A 24,239-nucleotide genomic window follows, 5' to 3' on the forward strand; every position below is an offset into this window, starting at 1 on the left:
AGGAAAGTAGTGACATGCCCAGGGTCAGTCAGGACCACATGGACGCCCGGAGACACCAGATCCTGTCCGGCGCGCGCGAGTGCTTCGCGGAGTACGGGTTCGAGGGTGCCACCGTGCGTCGCCTGGAGGAGGCCACCGGGCTGAGCCGGGGCGCCATCTTCCACCACTTCGACGACAAGGACGCGCTCTTCCTCGCACTGGCCCACGACGACGCCGCGGCAATGGCCGCCACCGTGGCCGCGCAGGGTCTGGTGCAGGTGATGAGGGAGATCCTCGCCGACCCCCAGGAGTTCTCGTGGCTCGGTACGCGGCTCGAGATCGCCCGGCGGATCAGGACCGACCCGGAGTTCCGGGAGCGGTGGACGGACCGTCAGGCGGAGGTCGATGCCGCGGTCGTCGCGCGACTCCGGGAGCAGAAGGCCTCCGGACGGATGCGCACGGATATCCCCGCGGACGTGCTGCGTGTCTACCTCGACATCGTGCTCGATGGCCTCATCACGCACCTGGCGACCGGTCGCGGCACCGAGCATGTCAGCGAGATGCTGGACCTCGTCGAGGCCTCTCTGCGCACCGGGCAGGGGTGAGCATCCTCTCCTGCGCGATCCCCAGGTGCGGGCGTACGTTGGTCGCATGTCCACACCTGACACGCAGATCCCGCAGCTCACCCTGAACGACGGCCGCTCGATCCCCCAGGTCGGATTCGGCACCTTCCAGGTCCCGCCCGCCGACACGGAGAAGGTCGTCACCGACGCGATCGAAGCCGGGTACCGCCACCTCGACACCGCCCAGATGTACGGCAACGAGGAGGGTGTCGGCCGGGCGGTCGCGGCGTCCGGCATCCCGCGCGACGAGTTCTGGATCACCACCAAGCTCAACAACACCTTCCACGAGCGCACCGCCGCACGTGAGGCCACCGAGCGCTCGCTCGAGGCGCTGGGCGGGCGCATCGACCTCTACCTCGTGCACTGGCCGCTGGCGATGCACGACGACGTCGCGACCGTGTGGGAGACGATGGAGGAGATCCGCGCCGACCTGGCCGTCGACTCGATCGGCGTCTCCAACTTCACCGCCGCCAACCTCGAACGGTTGGCGGAGGCGGGCCTGAGCACACCGACGGTCGACCAGATCGAGTCCAACCCGTACTTCGTCAACGACGACCTGCGCGCGGCGTGCGTCGAGCGGGGCATCGCGGTCGAGGCGTGGAGCCCGCTCGCCCAGGGTGCGGTCTTCGGTGATCCCCAGCTGCAGGCGCTCGCCGAGCAGGTCGGGAGGACTGTCTCCCAGGTTGTCCTGCGTTGGACCCTCCAGCGCGGCGACATCGTCTTCCCCAAGTCCTCCAACCCGGCCCGCATGCGCGAGAACCTCGAGGTCTTCGACTTCGACCTGTCGGACGAGCAGATGGCCTCGATCACGGCCCTGCACAACGGCACCCGCTCGGGCCCGGATCCGGACACCTTCGACTGGCGTGGCTGACCCCACCGCCTGACCCCGTCGCGCAACCCCGTCGCGAAGACAGTTCCGCACACGTTTGCCGAGAGGCAGGTGTGCGGAACGCTCTTTTCGACGGCGCGACGGACCGCAAGCGCCCTAGAGTCGGTCCATGACCACCACCGCGGCCACGGGCGGGGAGCCGGCCACGGGCCGGACAGTGACCGACCGGTCCACCACCGCCCCGGTCCTCGCCTCGTACGCGGCGGGCAGCCTGGGGACGGGTGCGTTCGGCACCCTGCCCGGGTTGGTGCTGGCGTACTACCTCACCGACTCGATCGGGGTGGCGGCCGCGGTCGCGACGGTGCTCGTGCTGGTGCCCAAGGTCATCGACGTCCTGGCCTACCCGCTCATCGGCGCGATCTCGGACCGGGCGTCCCACCGCAGCGGCTATCGCACGGGCCTGATGCTGTTCGGGGCACTGGCGCTCCCGCTGCTGTTCGTGGCGACCTTCTCGGCGCCGACCGGCTGGAGCACGAGCGCGGCCGGGGTGTGGGTGATGGGGTTCTTCCTTCTGGCCTCGATCGCCTACTCGTGTTTCCAGGTGCCCTACCTCGCGTTGCCGGCCGAACTCACCGATGACGCCGCCGCCCGCGTGACGCTCCTGGCCTGGCGGGTGGCTGTGCTCGCCGCGGCGATCCTACTCACCGGGGGCGGCGGACCGGCACTGCGTGACGCGGCCGGTGGCGGCGCGACCGGATACGTGGCGATGGCCGTCGGTGTGGCCGCACTGATGCTGGTGGGCATGCTGTGGTCGACGTTCGTGGCGGGCCGCCGCACGATTATGCGGGCAGACGCCCCGGCCGGTGGGCTGGCCCACGAATACCGCGACGGGCTCGACGCGTTGCGGGTCACCCGCCCGTTCCGGCTGCTGGTCGCGGTGTTCTGCCTGCAGGCCGTGGCGACGGCCGTGATGCTCGCGGGCGGCCAGTACGTGGCGACCTACGTTCTGGGCGACGAGACCGCCCTGACCGGGCTGTTCCTGGCCCTGGTCGGCCCGGCGTTGCTGGTGATGCCCCTGTGGACCCGACTCGCGCGCGCCCGCGGGAAGGTGCCGGCGCTGGCCGCGGCCACGGCGCTGTTCACGGTCGCGACCCTGCTGCTCATCCCGGCCGGCTTCTCCCCAGGCGCCTGGGTTCACGTGCCCGTGGCAATGGCGGGTGTCGCGTACGCGGGAATGCAGGCTCTACCGATGTCGATGCTGCCCGACTGCACTGACCTGGACCGCATTTTGGGGGGACGACGACGAAGTGGCGCGATGAGCGGCCTGTGGACGGCGTCGGAGACCGGCTCGATGGCCCTGGGCCCGGTCGTCGTGCTCGCCCTGTTGGCGGTCGGGGGATTTCGCTCCGGCGGGGTGTCCGATCAACCCGGGACGGCGCAGTGGGCCATCGTCCTGGCGTTCTCACTGGTCCCCGCGCTTCTCGCGGGCGCTAGCCTGCTGCTGATCCGGACGCTGGGCCGGTCCTATCCCCGATGGACGGAGCGATCATGACACCCGATCCCCTCTCCCTGGAGATCACCGACCGCGGGGAACACGCCCTGGCCCGCCTCGTCGCGATGCGGGCGCAGGACCCGCCGACCACCGGGGGCCGGGTCCTGTCGTACGTCTACGATTCCGGGCTCGCCGAACTCGACGAACTCGCGACCCGCGCCGCCCGGCTGGCTCACGGCGTGAACGGGCTCGATCCCACGGTGTTCTCCTCGGTCGCCCGGATCCACGGCGGCATAGTCGCCCGTGTGCGCGACATTCTCCGTGGGCGATCAACGGGCGAGGGTGGCGAGGGTGGCGACGCGCAAGGCGGGGACATCTACGGGAACGTCACGTCCGGTGGCACCGAGAGCTGCATACTCGCCTGCCTCGCCGCCCGCGAGGTCTCCGGTCGACAGCCGGGCGACGGTGGGACGATCGTCGCGCCGGTGACGGTGCACGCGGCGTTCCGCAAAGCCGCGCACCTGCTGGGCCTGAGGTTCGTCGGCGTCGAGGTCGATCCCGGGACGGGGCGGGTGACCGCCGCCGAGCTCCTCGCCGCGGTCGATGAGGACACGGTGCTGGTGGTGTGTTCGGCCCCCGCGTACCCGAACGGCGTGATCGACCCCGTGGCCGAGGTCGCCGCCGGACTGGAGGCCGGTCTCGATCCGCGGATCGGGCTGCACGTCGACGCCTGCCTCGGCGGCCTGGTGCTGCCGTTCTGGCCCGTGCCGGACCCCGCCGCGCCGAGTACTTCGGGGGCGAACCCGATGCCCCCGTGGGACCTGCGGGTCGGGCGGGTCACCAGCATCTCCGCGGACCTGCACAAATACGGCTTCGCCCCCAAGGGCACCTCGGTCCTGCTCACCCGGGGACGCGAGCGACACCGGGCGGCATGGTTCGCCACCGTCGACTGGCCGGGCTACCCGGTGGTCAACCCGACGCTCGCCGGGTCCAAGCCCCTCGAACCCGCGGCGGCGGCGTGGGCGGTGCTCGAGGCACTCGGCGACGACGGGCAACGGGAACTGGTCGCCCGGACCGCCCGCGCGACCGACCGGCTGGTCGCCGGACTGTCCGGGATCGAGGGGTTGCGGGTCCTCGACCGCGACTCCGGCCCACTGCTCGCGGTCGTCGCCGACGAGTCCGCAGGTACAGGCCGACGCGTCCACCCGCACCTCTGGGCGGATGCCTGCGCCCGGAGGGGCATCGCCGTCCAGGCGCAACCTACCTACCGCCAGGAGCGGGGGACCTTGTCGTCGTCGTCTCATCTCACCATCACCCCGGTGACCGAACGGCTCGTCGAGGAGATCCTCCGCGTGGCGCGCGAGGCGGCCGATGAGGTCCGTGGACAGCCGGCGCCCGCTCCTCCCGCGGGGTTCGCCGACGTGCTCGACGCGCTGGACTCGGGCGCCCTCTCCCCTGCCGACCTGCTCGCCCTGCCGGAGGATGAGGTGCATGCGCTCGTGGGTGGCGTTCTCGCCGCCGACGAGGTCGGAGCCGAGGGAGGCGGTGGCGGAATGGCGCCGCTGCTCGCGGCGATAGAACGGCTGCCCGCTGACGTGGGCGCCCGCCTCGTCCGGGCCTACCTCGCCGCGGTGATGGAGTGATTCAGGAGAATTCCGCCTGGATCTCGACTGACGCCCGGAACCACCGACCGATGTACGGGACCGCGATCGGAGCGGGATTCGTCCGGAGGTACCGCACGAACCAGTCGGTCAGCCCGTCCCACTGCGCGTGATCGCCCTGGGGGTGGAGTCTCCACCCCAGTTCGGTGAGCGTCCAATGCGCCTTCGCGGAGTTGCGCAGCATCGACGTCGTCACCCAGTTGGCCTCCGTGTCCTCTCCCCCACGGGACACCGGGTGCAGGTGGTCGATAGTCGGGAACAACTCCCAGAACGCGAAGTGCGATCTCGACATCGCCCAGTTCGGATCCGCGGGGAAGTCCTCCGGAAGGAGTACCGAGAGCAGCCGCAGAGCTCCGGGGTTGACCAGACGCGTCCCGCTGTAGCGATCGAGGAACCCGTCGCGGTAGAAGAGACGCAACGACCTGCGTTCCGTGTAACTGCGGGGAGTCTTCTCCACCGGAGCGAACGGGTATCGGAGGCCGAGTATCCGACTGCCCTCGTCGAGCCCCGCAGTCTCGATCGCATCTGCGACATCCGCCAGCACGTCCGCCTTGTCCTCGAGATTCGGGACGCCCAAACTCGCATCGGGTACGTGGCGCTGACTGTCGTTCATGTCGTGCCCTTTCCCACGCGCGCACTGGCGTGAACCCAGGATGACGGATTCTTACGCGACACGCCCCCCGACCAGGAAGGTCGGGGGGCGTGATGTCGAGGGCTCGGATGCGTCAGACGAGGACCGCGATCGCGACATTGACGATGCCGAGGATGCCGGCGACGTTGGCGAGCGTCCGGGTGGTCCCCTGCGCCCGTGCTTCCTTGCGGACGCCGATGATCGCGATCACGAGGATCACAACGGCCACGAGGAGCTTGATGCCGATCTTCATGTGATTGACGTCGGCGTCCTGCATCTCGCGCAGCCCGACCAGCAGGATTCCGGTGACCACCTGGAGAATGGCTCCGTGGAGAATGCCCTTGGCCATGTACGGGGCCTTGATGGTGGCGAGCCAGCCGCCGATGATGCCGGCGAGGCCGATGAAGTGCAGGATCAGTACGATACTGAAGGCGATGTCCATTCCGCGATCATCTCAGGTCAACGCGCCGACTCGTCACATAAGGGTTCCCTATGTGACTCTCGACTCCATCGGTGCAGACGCGGTGTGGGGCGCAACCTGAAGGATGTCGGCCGCTACTCGGTCTCGTCCCGGGAGTGCGGCAGGACGACGACCGGACAGTGCGAATGGGGCACGACGTGCTGGCTGACCGAGCCGAGCAGCATCGCCGCGAAACCACCTCGGCCGCGACTGCCCACCACCAGCAACCGGGCATCCCTGGACGCCGCGACCAGCGACTCTGCGGGATGTCCTCGAAGAACGGCCAGCTGGACACCGGAATCTGAACCCAGGGTGTCGTTCACCGCACCTTCGAGCATCGCGTGTGCCCCGGCCTCCAACTCGGAGGAGCTCTCCCACCCGGCCATGGCGTAGGGACCATAGACGGTCGGTAGGTCATAGGCGGTGAGAGCTATCAACGGTGCGTTCACGGCGCGGGCGTACTCGGCCGCCCACCGCAGAGCGGCCAGGGAGTCAGGGCCCCCGTCCACTCCCACGACGACTGGTCTGGTGTCCATGAGCATGCCTCCTCGGGCGAGATCGCCGACGGCGCTCCGGACTGTCGTGCACCGACGACACCTTCCACCGTAGCCCCGGTGGCCGCACCCTGTGAGGAAGTTGCCAGAGCCGACCGAAAAACCCGCTTACGCGAGTTCGACGGGAGCGTGCGCGAACGTCGCGTGCCCTCGCTTCGCTCGGTTACGCGAGTTCGACGGGAGCGTGCGCGAACGTCGCGTGCCCTCGCTTCGCTCGGTTACGCGAGTTCGACGATCTCCATGTATTCCTGGTTCCACAGGTCCTCCGTGCCGTCCGGCAGGATGATGACCCGCTCCGGCTCGAGCGCCTCGACAGCGCCCGGGTCGTGGGTGACCAGGACGACCGCACCCTCGTAGGTGCGTAGAGCGTCGAGCACCTGCTCTCGCGAGATCGGGTCGAGGTTGTTGGTGGGCTCGTCGAGCAGCAGCACGTTGGCGGCCGAGGACACCAGCCCGGCCAGCGCCAGACGCGTGCGCTCACCACCGGACAGCGTGCCGGCGGGCTGCTCGAGCTGCGGGCCGGTGAACATGAACGCCCCCAGCAGGCTGCGCAGCTCCTGCTCCCCCGCGTCCGGCGCGGCGTGGCGGATGTTCTCCCACACGCTGGCGTCCATGTCGAGAGTGTCGTGCTCCTGGGCGAAGTAGCCGACCTTGAGCCCGTGGCCGGAGACGACCCCGCCCTCGCCGTCGGTGCGCTCCACCCCGGCGAGCAGTTTGAGCAGGGTGGTCTTGCCGGCGCCGTTGTAACCCAGCACGACCACGCGGCTGCCCTTGTCGATCGCCAGGTCGACGCCGGCGAACACCTCGAGCGAGCCGTACATCTTGGTCAGCCCCTTGGCGAACATCGGGGTCTTGCCACACGGCGCCGGCGTGGGGAACTTGATGTGCGCGACCTTGTCCGACACGCGCACCTCGTCGAGCTCGTTCATCATGGTCTCCGCGCGGCGGATCATCTGCTTGGCGGCGGCGGCCTTGGTGGCCTTGGCGCCCAGCTTGGCGGCCTGCATCTTCAGTGCGCCGGCCTTCTTCTCCGCGTTCGCGCGCTCACGGCGGCGGCGTGCCTCGTCGGTGGCGCGCGCGTCGAGGTACTTCTGCCACCCCATGTTGTAGGCGTCGATCTCCCCGCGCACGGCGTCGAGGAACCACACCTTGTTCACTACGGCCTCGAGCAGCTCGACATCGTGGGAGATGATGATCAGGCCGCCCTCGTGCTTCTCCAGGAACTGGCGCAGCCAGGTGATGGAGTCGGCGTCGAGGTGGTTGGTGGGCTCGTCGAGCAGGAGCATGGTCTGCGACTTGCCGGCCCCGTCGGAGGCGGCGAACAGGATCCGCGCCAGCTCCACGCGCCGACGCTGCCCGCCGGACAGGGTGCCCAGATGCTGGGTGAGGATCCGGTCCTCGAGCCCGAGGCTCGCGCAGATCCGCGCCGCTTCGCTCTCGGCCTCGTACCCGCCGCGGGCGGAGAACTCGTCCTCGAGCCGGCCGTACCGGCGCACGGCCTTGTCCATGGCCTTGTCGTCCGGGGCGTCGACCATCTGCTCCTGGGCGGCGGTCATGTCGGCCATGATCACGTCCAGTCCGCGGGCCGAGAGGACCCGGCTGCGCGCGAGCTGGTCCATGTTGCCCTCACGGGGGTCCTGCGGCAGATAACCCAGGTCCCCTGTCCGGATGACCTTCCCGGCGTAGGGCTCACCTTCGCCGGCGAGGATCCTCATCGTCGTCGTCTTACCGGCGCCGTTCCGTCCCACCAGGCCGATCCGGTCGCCGGGCTGGACCCGCAGCGAGGACCCGTCCATGTGGAGCAGGGTGCGCACGCCGGCGCGCACCTCGAGGTCGTCGATGGTGATCACGTGCGCGGGTACCTCGCTGTAGCGTTCGGGGAAGAGTCGGCGGCCCGCCCGCTGACGAGTTCGGGCCGACCTGCCACTCTACCTGCGGCGCGAGTGCGCCGACGAGTCCGGTGACGTGGGTCTCCGCGACCAGAGAGCGTGCGCCGAGTTCGCCTTCCGGCGGATTCTCTTGCCGCGCGTCGGTCGCTGCGACCTGTGGGCGGCCTGACTGGCGTACGTCGGATGAGGTCGGCGCCTTGGCGGCGTCGCGTCCTGCTGGCCGCGGCCCGTCCGCTGTGTGCAGCCGCTCCTGGCCCTGGCGTCTCGCTTCTGCAGATGTCCACGACAGCCCTCCTCGCCCCTCACGATGGCGTCTCGCCTGCGCATCGGGGCAGGCCAGGCGCCATCGTGAGGGGCGGCTGCAAAAGCCTGGCCACCCCGCCCGGCCCGCCTTCAACCCCCGCTGCGCCCGTACAGGTTCTGCACGCTGCGGCCGATCGGACCGTGGTCGTCCGAGAGCAGGGTGTCGGTGAGCACCCCGTGGCCGGGCCCGCCGATCGTCTCCGAATCCAGGCGCACCCAGCCGGGCGCGGGCTCGCGGTGCAGGGAGACCACCAGGTCGCAGTTGATCGTCGGGTGGTCGACCGGGTCGGTGGCCAGGGAGACACCGCTCGCGGAGTCGGCCACCACCACGGTGTGCTGCCACCCGGTCATCCGATCCCCGGCGACCAGGTCGACCCGCGCCCGCCCCCACGCCCGGGCCGGACCCAGTTCGTCCCCGCCGCCGGATTCGTAGGAGAAGTCGACCACGGAGAGGTACCCGCCGGCGTGGGCGAAACTCATCATGGGATCGCGCTCGCGCCTCTCGGGCACCGGCGGCGCCGCGTGATCGCCCACCACGGGATAGTCCTCGGGAGTGCGCCGCATCAGCCAGCCGCGCGCGACCAACGTCGACCGGCCGCCCACGGACGCGGTCGCCTCGAGCAGCTCCACGCTGCGCCCGGGTCGGATCGTGCGCACCTCGATGTCCAGGGGCGCCACCGGCACGGGGCCCAGGACGTCGACGGACACCCTCGCCAGTCTCATGTCCGGGGCGGAGTCGGAGCCGGAGCCGGCCCGTTCCATGGCCCGCACCAGCAGCGCGCTCGGCGGGCCGGCGTGCTGGGCCTCGGCGGACCACGGCCCGGCGGTGAGTGCCGTGGACTCGAAGCGGGCCTCGTCGACCTGCTGGTAGAACGCGTCGGACATGGGTCCCCTCTCGTGCGGGCGGTAGTGTCGATCCTGATGAATGCTACGGGTGGCGGTCTGTACGACGTCGCTGTCGTCGGGCTCGGTCCCGCCGGCCGCGCGCTCGCCTCCCGCTGTGCCGCAGCTGGTCTCACCGTGTTGGCGCTGGACCCGCGCCCGGATGCGCCGTGGCGACAGACCCTCTCGGTGTGGGCCGATCAGGTCCCTCCGTGGCTCCGGCCCGGGGCGTGCGGGGTGGACGTGCTCGCCCACACCGTGCCGGATGCCGCCTTGTACGCGCCCGACAGGGCCGTGGTGCACCGTGAGTACGCCGTGTTGGACAACGAGGCCCTGCGCCGCGCGCTGCCACTCGGCCCCGGCGTCACCGTCGAACGCGCGGAGGTCGACGACACCGGGGTCCGGGCCCTCACCGCCCGCGCGTACCGCGTGGTGGACTGCCGCGGCGCCGGCGGCCGGCTCAACCGGGGGCCCCTCCAGACCGCCTACGGGATCGTCGTGGACGCGGCCGACGCGGCGCCGGCGCTGGGCGGGGAGAACGCGCTGTTCATGGACTGGCGGACCGACTATCTCCGCGGCCGGAACGACGACGACGAGGTCGGGCCCAGCTTCCTGTACGCGATCCCCGTGGGACCGGACCGGGTACTGCTGGAGGAGACGTGTCTGGCGGGCCTGCCCGCTCCGGATCCCGCCGTCCTGGCGAGCCGGCTCCGCTCGAGACTGGCGGGCCGGGGGGTGTCCCCCGCGGCGATCGCGTCACCGCTGTCCGTCGAGCGCGTACGGATCCCGCTCCTGCCCCGCCCCGGGCTGCCGAAGGACCCGCGGGTCGAGGCGTTCGGGACCGCCGGTGGCCACGGGCACGCGGCGACGGGGTACTCGGTGGCGGCGATGTTGGCGGCGGTGCCGGCGGCGGTGCACGCGATCGAGGCGGGATACCCGTTGCCGGCACCGCGGTCGCCGCTGAGCACGGCCCTCCACGGTGTCGGACTACGTGTCCTCCTGCGGGCCGATGACGGGACCCTGCGGGCGCTGTTCAACGCCTTCGGTCGACTCGACGGTCGCCGTCAGCGCTGGTTCCTCGACGCCGCCAGCCCCTCCTACCAGGTGGCCGCCGCCATGTGGGGCATGTGGTTCTCCATGCCCGCCCGGAACAAGTCCGGGATGGTCGCGGCGGTGCTGCGCCCGTCGGCTCGTACGTCGGGCGGGGGTGTACCGATCACCTCAGCCGGAACGCGGACGGTACCCGTCGAAGGTGAGTGACAGGCCGCCCGGACGCCGCGAGAGGTGGAACATGGTCGACAGCGCCACGGCCGCGACGGCCACGGCCACGAGTTCGAAGGTCTCCTCGATGTACATCAGGACGAGATAGGGCGTCGACATGCCGGCGTCCGCGCGGTGGACGAGACCGGTCAGGCTCTCGATGACGATCGCGCCGGTCAGGAAGACCACGGCCGAGAGGATCAGTGCGAGAACCACCCGACGCTTCAGCGCCAACACGAGGCGGATCAGCAGCGCTCCGACGACCAGCGCGATGATCGCGCCGGGGATCACCCAGTTGTAGAAGGTGTCGAACGGCAGGTACGGGGCCATCCTGTCCCCCACCACGAACAATCGCTCGTGCAGGGCGGAGGCCTCGTCCACCGAGGCGGTGACGCCGACCGCGGCGAAGAGCCACCACGACTTCTGGAACCTGTCGGCGGTGAGAGCGGCGAGGGCGGCGAAGATACCGACGAGGAGCCAGATCGTCGAGGCGAACCACACCGCGATGTTGCCCTCGGCGCCGATGTCGAAGGCCGTCCACAGGAGGTTCCAGGTGTGCCAGGGCTGGTCGCTGCCCGTGCGGTGGACCATGAGGAGCAGGAAGCCGGACAGCGGCGCGAGCAGGATCGACGGGGGCAGCACCACCCACGCGGTCGCCTTGGTGAGACTCATCGTCCGGGCCCGGGCCCGGGCCCGGTCCTGAGAACCGGCCGCGGCGTCCGCCGCGCCGCGGTCCTCATCCGACGGGGTGTCGATCGGGCCACCGGAGGGTCCGCCGACCGGACGGTCTGACGGTCGGTCAGCGGGGCGAGACATGTATTCAGCGTAAACGGCCGGTGAACGGAACAGCCAATCAGGTCGTCTGGCCCCCGGCCGGAAGAACGACCCGGACACGAAGAGCGCCCGCCCCCTCTCGAGGGGGCGGGCGCTCTGTCGCGTGACCGGGGCGCGGCTACACCGTGAAGCCGATGGCGCGGAGCTGCTCGCGGCCGTCGTCGGTGATCATCTGCGGTCCCCACGGCGGCATCCAGACCCAGTTGAGCTCGAGGTCGTTGACAAGATCGGCGCCGATCGTCGCGCTGCGGGCCTGATCCTCGATGACGTCCGTCAGGGGGCAGGCCGCGGAGGTCAACGTCATGTCGACGCGGGCGATCGTCGAGCCCTCGGTCTCACCCGGGCGAACCCAGATGTCGTAGACCAGCCCGAGGTCGACCACGTTGATCCCGAGCTCGGGGTCGACCACGTCGCGCATGGCCTCCTCGAGGTCCGCGACGAGGGCCAGGTCCTCCTCGGACTGCTCCGGCCGGTTGGGGTCGGGGCGGAACTCGCCGTTGTAGACGGTTCCGGCCGGGGTGGCGTTCTCCTCGGTCGACGCGGACTCGTCGACCGACGGATCGTTGGCAGGGGTCATCTGCTCAGTCATGTCACTCACTCCTGATGGTGTTCGGTCTGTCGGCCGAGGGCGTCCTTGAACGCCATCCAGCCCAGCAGTGCGCACTTGACGCGCGCGGGGTACCTCGACACCCCGGCCAGCGCCACGGCATCGTCGAGGATCTCCTCGTCGCCCTCGTCCTGTCCGCGGGAGGAGATCATCGCCTGGAAGGCGTCGACCACCTCCAGCGACTCCGCCACGGGACGGCCGACCAGCAACTCGGCCATCATCGAGGTCGAGGCCTGGCTGATGGAACATCCCTGCGCGTCGTAGGACACGTCCTCCACGGTGGCGAGATCGTCGGACAACCGCAACCGCAGTGTCAGCTCGTCGCCACAAGTGGGATTGACGTGGTGCACCTCGGCGCCGAAGGGCTCCCGCAGTCCGCTGTGCTGCGGACGGCGGTAGTGGTCGAGGATGACCTCCTGGTACATCTGCTCGAGTTTCACGTGAGTGCCCCTTCCACTCCGAAGAACTGCTGGGCCCGGCGCAGGGACCTCGCGAGAGCCTCGACCTCGTCGAGGGTGTTGTACAGCGCGAACGAGGCCCGCACGGTGGACTGCACGCCGAGACGCCGGTGCAGCGGCCACGCGCAGTGGTGCCCCACTCTGACGGCCACACCGTCGTCGTCGAGCACCTGGCTCACGTCGTGGGCGTGGATGCCGTCCACGACGAAGGAGACGGCGCCGCCGCGCGAGACCATGTCCGTCGGGCCGACGATCCGGATCCCCGGGATCTGGCCGAGGGCGTCGAGCGCGGCCACGGTGAGGGACTCCTCGTGGCGGGCGATGGTCTCCATCCCGACCCGCTCGAGGTAGCGCACCGCCGCGGCGAGCCCGACCGCCTGGGACACCATGGGCACCCCGGCCTCGAATCGCTGGGGCGGGTCGGCGTAGGTCGTCTCCTCCATGGTGACGGTGGAGATCATCGACCCGCCGGTGAGGACCGGGGGCATGGCCCGCAGCAACTCGCGCCGGCCGTAGAGGACGCCGATGCCGGTGGGCCCGAGCATCTTATGGCCGGAGAACGCCGCGAAGTCGACGCCGAGGGCGTGGAAGTCCACCGCCATGTGCGGCACCGACTGGCAGGCGTCCAGCACGACGAGCGCGCCGACGGCCCGGGCGGACTCCACCACGCGGGCGACGTCCGTCACCGCGCCGGTGACGTTGGACTGGTGGGTCAGTGCGACGACCTTGACGGCGTCGGTGAGCTCGAGCGAGTCGAGGTCGATCCGACCGTCGTCGGTCACCCCGTACCAGCGCAACGTGGCACCGGTCCGTCGGCACAGCTCCTGCCACGGCACCAGGTTCGCGTGGTGCTCGAGCTCGCTGATGACGACCTCGTCCCCGGGGCCCACCGCGTACTCGCCGAAGCGCTGGTCGCCCAGGGCGAAGGCCACGAGGTTGAGCGCCTCGGTGGCGTTCTTGGTGAAGACCAGCTCGTCGACGTGGGCACCCACGAACCGCGCGATGTCCGCGCGGGCGCCCTCATAGGCGTCCGTCGCCTCCTCGGCGAGCTGGTGCGCGCCGCGGTGGACGGCCGCATTGGAGTGCAGCAGGAAGTCCCGCTCCGCGTCCAATACCTGCAGCGGGCGCTGCGAGGTCGCCCCGGAGTCGAGGTAGACCAGGGGCTTTCCGTCACGGACCGTCCGCTGCAGGATCGGGAAATCCGAGCGCACGGCGGTGAGATCGAGGGTCGAGGTCATGTTCTCCCAGCTGTCCGGTCAGGCGTTCGCCGGCGTCAGGTACGACTCGTACCCGTTCGCCTCGAGCTCGTTGGCCAGTTCGGCGCCACCGGAGGCGGCGACGCGGCCGTCGACGAACACGTGGACCCTGTCGGGGGTGATGTACTTGAGGATGCGGGTGTAGTGCGTGATGAGCAGGATGCCGCCGTTCTCCTCCGCCTTGTAGCGGTTGACACCCTCGGACACCACGCGCAGGGCGTCCACGTCGAGGCCGGAGTCGGTCTCGTCGAGCACGGCGATCTTCGGCTTGAGCAGGTCGAGCTGCAGGATCTCGTGGCGCTTCTTCTCACCGCCGGAGAATCCCTCGTTCACACTGCGCTCGGAGAAGGCCGGGTCGAAGTCGAGGTCGGACATGGCCTCCTTGACCTCCTTCACCCAGTGGCGGAGCTTGGGGGCCTCACCGCGGACGGCGGTGGCGGCGGAACGCAGGAAGTTCGCCGTGGAGACCCCGGGGATCTCGGTGGGGTACTGCATGGCCAGGAACAGGCCCGCGCGGGCCCGCTCGTCGACCTCCATCGACAGAACGTCCTCCCCGTCGAGAGTCACGGTGCCACCGGTGACCTCGTACTTGGGGTGACCGGCGATGACGTACGCGAGGGTGGACTTGCCGGAGCCGTTGGGCCCCATGATGGCGTGGGTCTGGCCCGACTCGATGGTCAGGTCGACGCCCTTGAGGATCTCGACGGTCTCGGGTGAGTCCTCGGTCGCTGCGACGCGGGCCGTGAGGCCCTTGATCTCGAGAGTGGTCATGGGAGTTGCTCGCAATCTGTGTATGAGGTCGTGGGGGAAGTTCTGGGCGGGCTCGTCAGATGCCGGAGGACTCCAGCTCCAGTTCGACGGCCTCGGTGATCCGCTCGCGCACCTCCGGCACGCCGATACGGTTGATCACCTCGCCGAAGAACCCGCGGATCACGAGACGCCGCGCGACGTCCTCGGGAATGCCCCGCGACATGAGGTAGAAGAGCTGCTCGTCGTCGAACCGCCCGACGGCGCTGGCGTGGCCGGCCCCGGCGATCTCGCCCGTCTCGATCTCGAGGTTCGGCACCGAATCGGCGCGGGCGCCGTCGGTCAGCACGAGGTTGCGGTTCATCTCGTAGGTGTCGGTTCCCACGGCGGCCGCGCGGATGAGCACGTCACCGATCCAGACGGTGTGGGCGTCCGGCAGCTTCGACTTGGCGTCGCCCTGCAGCGCACCCTTGTAGAGGATGCGCGAGGTGCAGTTGGGCTCCGAGTGGTCCACGAGCAGACGGTGCTCGAGGTGCTGCCCGTCGTCGGCGTAGTACAGGCCGTTGAGGGTGACCGTGCCGCCGGGAGCGGTGAACCGTGCGAACGGGGAGACACGCACGAGCTCGCCACCGAACGTCACCGTCGTGTAGGTCAGTGTCGCGTCGCGGCCGACCTGCAGATGGTGACCCGCGAGGTGCAGGGCGTCGTCGTCCCAGTCCTGGATGAGGACGACCTCGAGGTGGGCGGAGTCGCCGACGATGAACTCGACGTTCTCGGCGATCGTCCCGCCGCCGCGCTGGTCCACGACGAACGTCGCATTGGCGAACGCCTCGAGGCGGATCTGGGTGTGGCCGTAGGCCAGTTCGCCCTCGCCCGGGCCGTCGACGGTGACGTAGACGGGCTCGTCGATCACGGTCTCCTTGGCGACCGTGATGACGGTGGCCTCGGCGGCGGAGCTGAACGCCTGCGCGGCGACGCGGTCGCGGGGGGCCCCGGCCTCGCCGACGCGCTTGTCGTCCATGGCGACCGTCTCGACGGTCAGACCGTCGTGCTCGGCGACGGACGCCAGCAGGCGACCGGTCGCGGTGATGTTGGAGCCGTCGTGGATACCGCGCAGACGACGCAGCGGGGTGAAGCGCCAGATCTCGTCCTTGTGGCTGGGTACCTCGAAGGCGCCCACGTCGAACGACGCGAACTGGTCGCCCTTGGTGGCGTCGACGGGGACGCCGTAGCGGTCCGTCAGGGGTGCCGGGGTGGACCCGGTCTCGGGGGTGGTGGTGTCGGTCATAGTGGTCAGCCCACCGATCCTTCCATCTGCAGTTCGATCAGGCGGTTGAGCTCGAGCGCGTACTCCATGGGGAGTTCCTTGGCGATCGGCTCGACGAAACCACGCACGATCATGGCCATCGCCTCGTCCTCGGCGAGGCCGCGGCTCATGAGGTAGAACAGCTGGTCCTGGCTCACCTTGGAGACCGTGGCCTCGTGCCCCAGCGTGACGTCATCTTCGCGGATGTCGATGTAGGGGTAGGTGTCGGACCGGCTGATGTTGTCGACCAACAGGGCGTCGCACTCGACGTTGGACTTGGAGCCCTTCGCACCGGCGTTGATCTGGACCAGACCTCGGTACGCGGAGCGTCCACCGCCACGGGCCACCGACTTGGAGACGATGTTCGAGGAGGTGTTGGGGGCCAGGTGCAGCATCTTGGAGCCGGTGTCCTGGTGCTGTCCCTCCCCGGCGAACGCCACCGAGAGCACCTCGCCCTTGGCGTGCTCACCGGTCAGCCAGACGGCCGGGTACTTCATCGTCACCTTGGAACCGATGTTGCCGTCGATCCACTCCATGGTGGCGCCCTCTTCGGCGCGGGCACGCTTGGTGACGAGGTTGTAGACGTTGTTCGACCAGTTCTGAATGGTCGTGTAGCGGCAACGGCCGCCCTTCTTGACGACGATCTCGACGACCGCGGAGTGCAGCGAGTCCGACTTGTAGATCGGAGCCGTGCAGCCCTCGACGTAGTGCACGTAGGCGCCCTCGTCGACGATGATCAGCGTCCGCTCGAACTGGCCCATGTTCTCGGTGTTGATACGGAAGTAGGCCTGCAGCGGGATGTCCACCTGCACACCCGGCGGGACGTAGATGAACGACCCGCCGGACCAGACCGCCGTGTTGAGGGCGGAGAACTTGTTGTCACCGGAGGGGATGACGGAGCCGAAGTACTCCTCGAAGTACTCGGGATGCTCCTTGAGCGCCGTGTCGGTGTCCATGAAGATGACGCCCTGGCTCTCCAGGTCCTCACGGATCTGGTGGTAGACCACCTCGGACTCGTACTGGGCGGCCACGCCCGCCACGAGACGCTGCTTCTCGGCCTCGGGGATGCCGAGCTTGTCGTAGGTGTTCTTGATGTCCTCGGGCAGGTCCTCCCAGCTGGTGGCCTGCTTCTCCGTGGAACGGACGAAGTACTTGATGTTGTCGAAGTCGATACCGGACAGGTCCGATCCCCAGGTGGGCATCGGCTTCTTGTCGAAGATTTTCAGGGCCTTGAGGCGCTTGTCGAGCATCCAGTCGGATTCGCTCTTCTTGGCGGAGATGTCACGCACGACCGCCTCGGACAGGCCGCGCTGCGCGGTGGCACCGGCGTCGTCCGAGTCGTGCCAGCCGTAGTTGTACTGGCCGATGGAGGCGATTCGTTCCTCATCGGTGGTCGGCTCCGTGACGTCGGCCGTCACCTGATCGGGGGTGATGGTCATCGCACTGTCCTTTCGGCGGTCGGTGCCGACGCGGACGCGTCGGCCGGTGCGGGGATCGTGGCCGCGAGATCACTCACGATCACGGTCCCGGTCGGGATGTTGGTGGTGCAGGCGCAGTTTCCGCCCGCGATGGTGGCGAGCCGCTGGACGTGGGTGCCCACTATCTCGGCCACCACCTCCTGCTCGGCTTCGCACAGTTCGGGGAACCGGGAGGCGACGTTCCACACCGGGCAGTGGTGCTGGCAGATCTGCAGTCCCGTGCCGGCCTCCTCGACGGAGGACGCGTAACCCGCCCCGGACAGGGCGGTGGCGATGTCGGCGGCCGCCCGCTCGACGTCGTGCGGCCCCTCGGCGGGACGGACGTGCCCGATCACCGAGCGCACCCGCTCCCGGGCGAACTCCGAGACGGCGGCCGTGCCACCGATGCGACGCAGCGCGGTCAACGCCTCGACCGCCAGGTGGTCGTACCCGTGGCGGGCGGTGTTGCGGCCCGTGGCCGTCATCTGGAACGCCTTGGCGGGGCGGCCGCGGGTGCCCGCCGGCCGCGTACGGACGGCCTCCACCTCGCCGGACTCGACCAGGTGGTCCAGGTGGCGTCGGACACCGGCGGCGGTGAGCCCGAGTTCGTGCCCGATCTCCACGGCGGTGAGGGCTCCGCGCTCCAGCAGGAGCTCACGGATCGACGAGCGGGTGTCCGGACGCGTGGTGCTGTCGAACACGTGCTGCACGCTCATGCGCCACTCCCTTCCGGTTATGCTCGGTGCGCCCGGTCGGGACGCACCTCCTGATATTACGCAACACTTCTGTTTCGGAAATATTCCCCCCACCCCCGGGCGTGCCCTGCCGGGGTGAGGTGTGCGACGACAGCGGCGGTGGAGGAAGGGTCGGGACTGTGGCACGCGATTCCCCGATGCGCGGCGCCGGGTCGGTGACCTCCCGACTCCACGCGCAGGAGCAGTCCACCGGGTCCCCGGTGTCCGCGGAGCTGGCCCGACTGCGTCGCATCCGACGCCTCGGCACCACGGCGGCCGTCGCCATGGCGGTCGGGGCGCTCGGGGCCGGGGCACTGCCCGTCCTGCAGAACCCGATCGCCGGTGAGCGTCTGTTCGGGCTGTGGCTGCGACTGCAACAGTCCTCGATGACGGTCGTCATGGCAGGCATGGTGACCGTCACCCTCTGTTGGTTGCTCCTGGCCCCGTACGTGCTGGGTCAGGACCGGCGGGGCCGGATCAGCGGTCGTATCGACCGGGCGACGCTCGACCGGGTCATCGCGTCGTGGGCACTCCCCCTCGCGCTGGCGCCACCGATGTTCAGTCGGGATGTCTACAGCTATCTCGCCCAGGGGGCGATAGGCAACGAACTCGACGACCCCTACGAACTCGGCCCGGTCTCCGCGCTGGGAACCTCCCACGCCCTGACCATCAACGTCCCGGACATCTGGCGCGACACGCCCAACCAGTACGGCCCGCTGTTCCTGGGGGTGCAGAAGGCCATCCACGGACTCACGGGCGACGACGTGCTGTTCGGGACCATCCTGCACCGGGTCGTCGCGGTGCTCGGGATCCTCATGCTGGGTTGGGCCGTCCCCCGGCTCGCCGAGTACTGCGGTGTGTCCGACGTCGCCGCCCTCTGGCTGGCCGTCGCCAACCCCCTCGTGCTGTTCCATCTGGTCTCCGGTATCCACTCCGAATCGCTCATGATGGGCCTGCTCGCGATCGGCCTCGTGCTGGCCCTCCGCGCGGTGGACGCCTCCGGATCCGGGTGGCGGAACACCGCGGTGTTCGTCCTGGGCACCGTCCTGGTCACCGGCTCGGCCCTGGTCAAACTCCCCACCGTGGTGGCCCTGGGCTTCATCGGGATGGCACTGGCGCGACGCTGGGGGGCGAGCTGGTCCGCCACCCTGCGCGCGGCGGCGACCATGGTCCTGATCAGCGGGGTGACGACCGGGCTGGCGATGCTCGTCACCTCGTCCGGTCTCGGGTGGATCACCAAACTCGGCGCGGCCACCTCACTCCGGAGTTGGCTCTCCCCGCCCACCGCGATCGGCGTGATCATCGGCGGCATCGGTCAGTACCTCGGTCTCGGGGACCACACGGAACAGATCCTCGTCATGGTGCAGACCGCCGCGTTGGTCGCAGCCGGCGCGTTCACCGTCCGCATGCTGTTCGCGGTCCAGTCGGGCCGCATCAACCCTGTCGGCGGGCTGGGGGTGTCCATGGCCGCGATCGTCCTGTGTTTCCCCGTGGTGCAGCCCTGGTACGTCCTGTGGGCCCTGGTCCCGTTGGCCGCATGGGCCTCACGGATGGAGTTCCGGCTGCCGGTGGTGGCGGTCAGCGCCGTGCTGGCCTGCTTCACCCTCCCGCCAGGTGCGGGACTGCCGCCGTTCGTGACCGTCCAGGCCTGGGCGGCGACCGTCGTGGCCGTCGCCATGCTGCTCGTCGCGCTGTTCCGGTGGCCGGGGCTGTTGCGCTTCCGGTAGCCGGACCGGCCTACACTCGGATCCCGTGACCTCCCCGCCGACCCCGCCCGCTCTGCACGTCGAGGGGCTCGTCAAGAGATTCGGCGCGACCACCGCCGTGGCCGGCCTGGACCTGCGGCTCGAGCGCGGACAGGTCATGGCGCTGCTGGGACCCAACGGCGCCGGGAAGACCACGACGGTCGAGATCTGCGAGGGATTCGTCCGCCCCGACGCGGGAACCGTGAAGGTCCTGGGACTGGATCCGGTCCTCGATCGACAGCGGGTCCGCAGCCGCATCGGGATGATGCTCCAGGGTGGCGGCTCCTACCCCGCCGCCAGGGTCGGGGAGATGCTCCGGCTGGTGGCGTCCTACTACTCCGATCCCCTCGATCCGGCCTGGCTGCTGGGCGAACTCGGGCTGACCGAGCACGCACGGACCCCGTACCGACGGCTGTCCGGCGGCCAACAGCAGCGTCTGTCGCTGGCGATCGCGGTGATCGGGCGCCCGGAACTGGTCTTCCTCGACGAACCGACCGCCGGCCTCGACGCCCAGTCGCGCCGTGCCGTGTGGGACCTCGTCCACGCCCTGCGTCGCGACGGGGCCGCGGTGGTACTCACCACGCACCTCATGGACGAGGCGGCCGCGCTGGCCGACGAGGTGGTCATCATCGACCACGGCCGACGGGTCGCCTCCGGGACCCCGGCGGAACTCGAACGCGCCGGAACCGCCGAGGGCGTCACCCTCGTCGTCGACGGCGAGGTGTCCCCGTCCGTGCTCGCCGGCGCACTCGGCGAGGAACACACGGTCACGGCGGGGACCGCGGCCGGCGTCCTCGAGGTCCACGGCCCGGTCTCCCCCGAGATCATGACCGCCATGTGCGCCGCCCTCGAGCGGTCCGGCATCCAACTCACCTCCCTGGCCACCCGCACCAGGAGCCTCGAGGACGTCTTCCTCGACCTGACCGGACGGGAACTGCGATGACCCACACCCCGACCAGTGGCAACCGCTTCGCCCCCGGGACCTTCGCCCGACCGTCCGCCCCGGCCTCCCCGGCCAGGATGACGGCCGCCCAGACCCGCATGGAACTGGCCCTGTTCCTGCGCAACGGCGAACAGCTCCTCGTGGCCCTGGTCATACCCGTGGCCATCCTGTTCGCCCTCACCGCGGTCGAGTTCGGCGCGGTACCCGAACCGCGGATCGACTACGCGATCACCGCCGTGCTGACCATTTCCGTCATGGGCACGGCCTTCACCGGTCAGGCGATCGCGGTGGGCTTCGACAGGCGCTACGGAGCCCTCAAGCGTCTCGGTGGCACTCCCCTGCCGCCCAGCGTCATCATCATCGGCAAGATCCTGGCGACCCTGGTGCTCGTGTCCGGGCAGGCCGTGGTACTCGGCATCATCGCCGCACTGTTGGGATGGCGGCCCGACCCGGCCGGACTGGCGGTCGGGGCGCTCGTGATAGCCCTCGGTTCGGTGGCGTTCTCGTCCATGGGTCTCCTGCTCGGGGGCACCCTGCGGGCGGAGATCGTCCTCGCGTTGGCCAACCTCATCTGGTTCGTCCTCATCGGTGGCGCCGGTCTCGCGATCGGGGTGGTCGATCTCCCCGCCGCGCTGAGTGACCTCCTCGTCGTCGTCCCCTCCTACGCGTTGACCACCGCACTGGTCACCGCGCTCGGCGGCGGCGTCCCCGCACTGGCGGCGCTGTCCCTGCTCGTCTGGACCGCCGTGTGCGGCGGATTCGCCGTGCGTCACTTCTCCTTCACCTGATAGCAGACGTCCGACCGTCGCGGCCTAGAATCGGGGCCGTGACCTCGACATCGCACGCCCCGACCTCCGGAACCCCGGCCGCGAGCGACCCCGGGAGATCCGCTGGACCACTGTCCCGCCTGCCCGTGCCGTCGATCCGGGTCCAGAAGGGCGTCGCACTCGCCAACGTCATCGCCCAGATCGGGATCATGACCACCGGCGTGACCGTCCGCGTGACCGCCTCCGGCCTCGGCTGCGAGACCTGGCCGCAGTGCAACGAGGCCAGTTTCGTCCCCGTCCCGGGCGCGGCACCGGCCCTGCACCAGGCGGTCGAGTTCGGCAACCGGCTGCTCACGTTCGTCCTGGTGGCCGTGGCCGCCGCGTTGCTGTTGGCGCTGCTGCGTGCCGGACGTCGCCGCGGGCTCATCTGGCTGGCCCTGGCGATGCCCGCCGGGATCGTCGCCCAGGCCGTCATCGGTGGGATCACCGTCCTGGCCGGCCTCGTCTGGTGGACCGTGGCCCTGCATCTGTTGCCCTCGATGATCCTCGCCTGGCTCGCGGCCGTGCTCTTCGCCCGCATCGGCGAGGACGACACGGCGCCGCCACGGCGCGTCATGCCCAGGCCCATGACGTGGCTGACCGTACTCTCGGCCGTCCTGCTCACCGGGGTGCTGACCACGGGGACGATGGTCACCGGCGCCGGCCCCCACGCCGGCGACGCCCGCATCACCGCCGCGGATCGACTCCAGATGCCCATCCAGTGGCTCGTGCACTTCCACGCCGAACTCATGGTGGGCTACGTATGCCTGCTCATCGGGTTGCTAGCCGGGCTCATCGCCCTGCGCACGGAGGGCCCCGCGATCCGACGGTGCGCGATCCTCATCGGGCTCATCGCGGCGCAAGCGGTCATCGGGATCACCCAGTACCAGCTCGGGGTCCCCGAACTCCTCGTCGTGGCGCACGTGACCCTCGCGGGCGCGATCACCGCCGTCACCGGGGCACTGTGGGCGGCGGGGGTCATCAGAGACCACGTGCCCGCCTAGGTCGATCCCGTCTCCACCCCGGCGGGGCGCCCCGGTGGGGCACCCCGAGGTGCGCCGCGAGGTCCACCCCGGTGGTGCGCCGCGAGGTGCGCGTCGTCTCTGTACGGATGGCCGCCCGCTGCGCGCCCCCTCCGGTCCATTCGGGGCGCGCACCCGGACGACCGCAGACACGACAGCGGCCCCGCCGATCGGCGGGGCCGCTGTCGTGTGCCGCAGGTCAGGGAATCAGACCAGCGAACCCGAACCAGCCATGCGCTTCCAGTGCCCGGCCGGCACATCGGTGCGCGAGACCAGCTCACGCGTCCAGTCCGATCCGGTCAGACCGGAGATCCCGTCACGGACCGCCTCGGCCTCCGACAGGCTGTCGACCATCGTGTCGCCCAGGACGCCGTCGGCGCCCACCAGGGTGACGCGGACACCACAGCGACCCACGGGCTGGAGGACGACGTCCGCCGACCCACCGTGGCGGGACAGGAACTTCTCGACGAACTTGGCGGTCTTGGCCGGCGGGGTGGGGCCCGAGGGCACCGGCGCCGCCTCGATCTTCTCGGCGGGCGCCTTCTCGGCCGGCGTGTCCTTCGCGGCAGCCGGCTCCTCCTGCGTCGCCGGGCCGCCTTCATCGCCCGCGCCAGCCGCCGCCGGCTGGGAGGCGGCCGGTGCATCCGCGGGCCGGTCAGCCGCGGACGGCGCCGAGTCGGCCGAGCCGGTGGCGTCGACGTCCTTCGACTCGCCGGCAGTCTCCGCAGCGGGGGGCGCCTGCGCGGCGGACGCGGTGCCACCGCCCAGCGTCAGACCGCCGGGCTTGCCGCCGCCCGGTGCCTTGGCCTTGCTCCCGCCGCCCAACGTGAGGCCGCCGGGCTTGCCGCCGCCCGGTGCCTTGGCGGAGGAACCGCCGCCGAGGGTCACTCCGCCGGACTTCTTCTCGGCCGGAGCCGCATCGGTGGCGCTCTCCGCCTTCGCCGCGGGCACCGGGGCCGCCTGTGCTGCGGGCGCCGGGTCCCCCGCGGGCGTCGACGCCGCGGCCGGGGTGGGGGCCTTGTCGTCGCCTCCCGATGCCGCAGCGGCACCGGCCGCAGCGGCACCGGCCGCGCCACCCAGGACGAGTTTGCCCGCAGAACCGCCACCGGGGGCCTTGGCCTTGGAGCCGCCCCCGAGCTTGAGCCCGCCGCCGGACGGTGCGGACGGTGCGGACGGTGCGGCCGCCGGTGTCGGGGCCGCCGGAGCCGGGGAGGCGGCCGTCTCATCCGACTGCGCGGCGTTCGCGGCCGGCTCGGCAGCAGGCTGCGCCGGAGCCGACCCCGTCTCGGCGGGGTCGGACGCCGTGGAACCGGCCGGGGCGGGTGACGCGGCAGCGGCCGGCTGGGCGGGTGACGCGGCAGGGGCCGACGATGCGACGGGAGCGCCGCCGTCGACCTCGGTGATACGCGAACCGTGAAGGGTGGACGCACCCCCGCCCGGTGCGCGCGGGGCGCGGCGACCGAGCGAGACGGCCCCGCCCGATCCGCTCGCGGCCGGGGCCGGGGTCTCCTGCGCGGGGGTCTCCTGCACGGGGGATGCCGTCTGTGCGGGTCCGGTGGCCTCGGCAGCCGCCGCCCCGGGAGCCTCCGTCCGCGGCGCGGCCGTCTCCGGAGCGTCCTCGGGTGCCGCCTGGGAGCGGGTGGACGCGGCCGGCGACCCGGACCCACTGGTGGTGATCTCGGGCCATCCGGTCGCCCGGACTCGCGGCCCCCCGGCGTACTGGGAAAGGATCTGCAGGCTCATGGGGGTAGCCTATCGCCT

23 protein-coding genes are annotated in these 24,239 nt (G+C 70.5%); 9 read left to right on the forward strand and 14 right to left on the reverse strand.

The genetic code is table 11. The annotated features are described in order from the left end of the window. Positions 1-14: 14 nt before the first annotated feature. The 4 genes from AC3DE3_RS00865 (at position 15) to AC3DE3_RS00880 (ending at position 4,566) form a co-directional block, all read left to right on the forward strand. Positions 15-584, forward strand: coding sequence for a TetR/AcrR family transcriptional regulator (locus AC3DE3_RS00865; protein WP_067714355.1), 570 nt, complete (start codon positions 15-17; stop codon positions 582-584). Between the two features lie 46 nt (positions 585-630). After that, positions 631-1,473, forward strand: coding sequence for an aldo/keto reductase (locus tag AC3DE3_RS00870; protein WP_260487541.1), 843 nt, complete (start codon positions 631-633; stop codon positions 1,471-1,473). A 127-nt stretch (positions 1,474-1,600) separates the two neighbouring features. Then, positions 1,601-2,983, forward strand: coding sequence for an MFS transporter (locus AC3DE3_RS00875; RefSeq protein WP_488368673.1), 1,383 nt, complete (start codon positions 1,601-1,603; stop codon positions 2,981-2,983). Further along, entirely contained in the window at positions 2,980-4,566 is a 1,587-nt protein-coding gene (locus AC3DE3_RS00880; RefSeq protein ID WP_488368674.1) for a pyridoxal phosphate-dependent decarboxylase family protein, read from the forward strand. Before AC3DE3_RS00875 ends, AC3DE3_RS00880 begins: the two co-directional genes overlap by 4 nt. A gap of 1 nt (position 4,567) precedes the next feature. On the opposite strand, the gene AC3DE3_RS00885 is transcribed toward AC3DE3_RS00880, so the two are convergent. The 5 genes from AC3DE3_RS00885 to AC3DE3_RS00905 all read right to left on the reverse strand — a co-directional run bounded on the left by AC3DE3_RS00885 (position 4,568) and on the right by AC3DE3_RS00905 (position 9,306). Next, on the reverse strand, positions 4,568-5,197 hold the full coding sequence (locus AC3DE3_RS00885) for an HNH endonuclease (protein WP_488368675.1): 630 nt from the start codon (positions 5,195-5,197) through the stop codon (positions 4,568-4,570). Between the two features lie 112 nt (positions 5,198-5,309). Continuing rightward, entirely contained in the window at positions 5,310-5,657 is a 348-nt protein-coding gene (locus AC3DE3_RS00890; RefSeq protein WP_260487544.1) for a hypothetical protein, read from the reverse strand. 113 nt (positions 5,658-5,770) lie between these two features. Next, the gene (locus tag AC3DE3_RS00895) at positions 5,771-6,211 is read right to left on the reverse strand and encodes a universal stress protein (protein ID WP_488368676.1); all 441 of its coding nucleotides are present in this window, start codon (positions 6,209-6,211) and stop codon (positions 5,771-5,773) included. A 236-nt stretch (positions 6,212-6,447) separates the two neighbouring features. Then, on the reverse strand, positions 6,448-8,079 hold the full coding sequence (locus tag AC3DE3_RS00900; protein WP_260489118.1) for an ABC-F family ATP-binding cassette domain-containing protein: 1,632 nt from the start codon (positions 8,077-8,079) through the stop codon (positions 6,448-6,450). 432 nt (positions 8,080-8,511) lie between these two features. Beyond that, positions 8,512-9,306: a thioesterase family protein gene (locus AC3DE3_RS00905; RefSeq protein WP_488368677.1), complete on the reverse strand. Its 795-nt coding sequence runs from the start codon at positions 9,304-9,306 to the stop codon at positions 8,512-8,514. Between the two features lie 36 nt (positions 9,307-9,342). On the opposite strand from AC3DE3_RS00905, the gene AC3DE3_RS00910 reads away from it, so the two are divergent. Next, positions 9,343-10,563 (forward strand): lycopene cyclase family protein, encoded by a 1,221-nt coding sequence (locus tag AC3DE3_RS00910; RefSeq protein WP_488368678.1) that lies wholly within the window; start codon positions 9,343-9,345, stop codon positions 10,561-10,563. Here AC3DE3_RS00910 and AC3DE3_RS00915 read toward each other — a convergent pair. The 8 genes from AC3DE3_RS00915 to AC3DE3_RS00950 all read right to left on the reverse strand — a co-directional run bounded on the left by AC3DE3_RS00915 (position 10,525) and on the right by AC3DE3_RS00950 (position 17,944). Next, the gene (locus AC3DE3_RS00915; protein WP_488368679.1) at positions 10,525-11,379 is read right to left on the reverse strand and encodes a hypothetical protein; all 855 of its coding nucleotides are present in this window, start codon (positions 11,377-11,379) and stop codon (positions 10,525-10,527) included. The two genes, AC3DE3_RS00910 and AC3DE3_RS00915, sit on opposite strands and share 39 nt — an antisense overlap. Before the next feature lie 136 nt (positions 11,380-11,515). Next, positions 11,516-11,974: a metal-sulfur cluster assembly factor gene (locus tag AC3DE3_RS00920; RefSeq protein ID WP_371517556.1), complete on the reverse strand. Its 459-nt coding sequence runs from the start codon at positions 11,972-11,974 to the stop codon at positions 11,516-11,518. A 17-nt stretch (positions 11,975-11,991) separates the two neighbouring features. Further along, on the reverse strand, positions 11,992-12,444 hold the full coding sequence (gene sufU, locus AC3DE3_RS00925; RefSeq protein ID WP_120283272.1) for a Fe-S cluster assembly sulfur transfer protein SufU: 453 nt from the start codon (positions 12,442-12,444) through the stop codon (positions 11,992-11,994). Then, entirely contained in the window at positions 12,441-13,700 is a 1,260-nt protein-coding gene (locus AC3DE3_RS00930) for a cysteine desulfurase (protein ID WP_488368680.1), read from the reverse strand. Before AC3DE3_RS00930 ends, sufU begins: the two co-directional genes overlap by 4 nt. 18 nt (positions 13,701-13,718) lie before the next feature. Further along, positions 13,719-14,489 carry a Fe-S cluster assembly ATPase SufC gene (gene sufC, locus AC3DE3_RS00935; RefSeq protein WP_260487551.1) on the reverse strand — a complete coding sequence of 257 codons (771 nt, stop codon included), beginning with the start codon at positions 14,487-14,489 and terminating at the stop codon, positions 13,719-13,721. A 55-nt stretch (positions 14,490-14,544) separates the two neighbouring features. Beyond that, positions 14,545-15,753 carry a Fe-S cluster assembly protein SufD gene (gene sufD, locus AC3DE3_RS00940; RefSeq protein WP_488368681.1) on the reverse strand — a complete coding sequence of 403 codons (1,209 nt, stop codon included), beginning with the start codon at positions 15,751-15,753 and terminating at the stop codon, positions 14,545-14,547. 5 nt (positions 15,754-15,758) lie between these two features. Continuing rightward, entirely contained in the window at positions 15,759-17,210 is a 1,452-nt protein-coding gene (sufB, locus tag AC3DE3_RS00945) for a Fe-S cluster assembly protein SufB (protein WP_260487553.1), read from the reverse strand. Beyond that, on the reverse strand, positions 17,207-17,944 hold the full coding sequence (locus AC3DE3_RS00950) for a helix-turn-helix transcriptional regulator (protein ID WP_488368682.1): 738 nt from the start codon (positions 17,942-17,944) through the stop codon (positions 17,207-17,209). Before AC3DE3_RS00950 ends, sufB begins: the two co-directional genes overlap by 4 nt. 158 nt (positions 17,945-18,102) lie before the next feature. Here AC3DE3_RS00950 and mptB point away from each other — a divergent pair, with 158 nt between their 5' ends. The 4 genes from mptB to AC3DE3_RS00970 are packed head-to-tail and all read left to right on the forward strand — an operon-like array spanning position 18,103 to position 22,460. Next, entirely contained in the window at positions 18,103-19,689 is a 1,587-nt protein-coding gene (gene mptB / locus AC3DE3_RS00955; protein WP_488368683.1) for a polyprenol phosphomannose-dependent alpha 1,6 mannosyltransferase MptB, read from the forward strand. A gap of 25 nt (positions 19,690-19,714) precedes the next feature. Beyond that, a complete protein-coding gene (locus AC3DE3_RS00960; RefSeq protein ID WP_260487556.1) occupies positions 19,715-20,650 on the forward strand; it encodes an ABC transporter ATP-binding protein in 936 nt (311 codons plus the stop codon). Next, positions 20,647-21,438, forward strand: coding sequence for an ABC transporter permease (locus AC3DE3_RS00965; RefSeq protein ID WP_260487557.1), 792 nt, complete (start codon positions 20,647-20,649; stop codon positions 21,436-21,438). Before AC3DE3_RS00960 ends, AC3DE3_RS00965 begins: the two co-directional genes overlap by 4 nt. Before the next feature lie 38 nt (positions 21,439-21,476). Continuing rightward, positions 21,477-22,460, forward strand: coding sequence for a COX15/CtaA family protein (locus AC3DE3_RS00970; protein WP_488368684.1), 984 nt, complete (start codon positions 21,477-21,479; stop codon positions 22,458-22,460). Positions 22,461-22,685: 225 nt separating this feature from the next. On the opposite strand, the gene AC3DE3_RS00975 is transcribed toward AC3DE3_RS00970, so the two are convergent. Then, positions 22,686-24,221, reverse strand: a complete 1,536-nt coding sequence (locus AC3DE3_RS00975) for a hypothetical protein (RefSeq protein ID WP_488368685.1) — start codon at positions 24,219-24,221, stop codon at positions 22,686-22,688. Between the last annotated feature and the right edge of the window lie 18 nt (positions 24,222-24,239).

It is taken from the genome of Dietzia sp. IBK-p2-16D, from assembly GCF_057773085.1.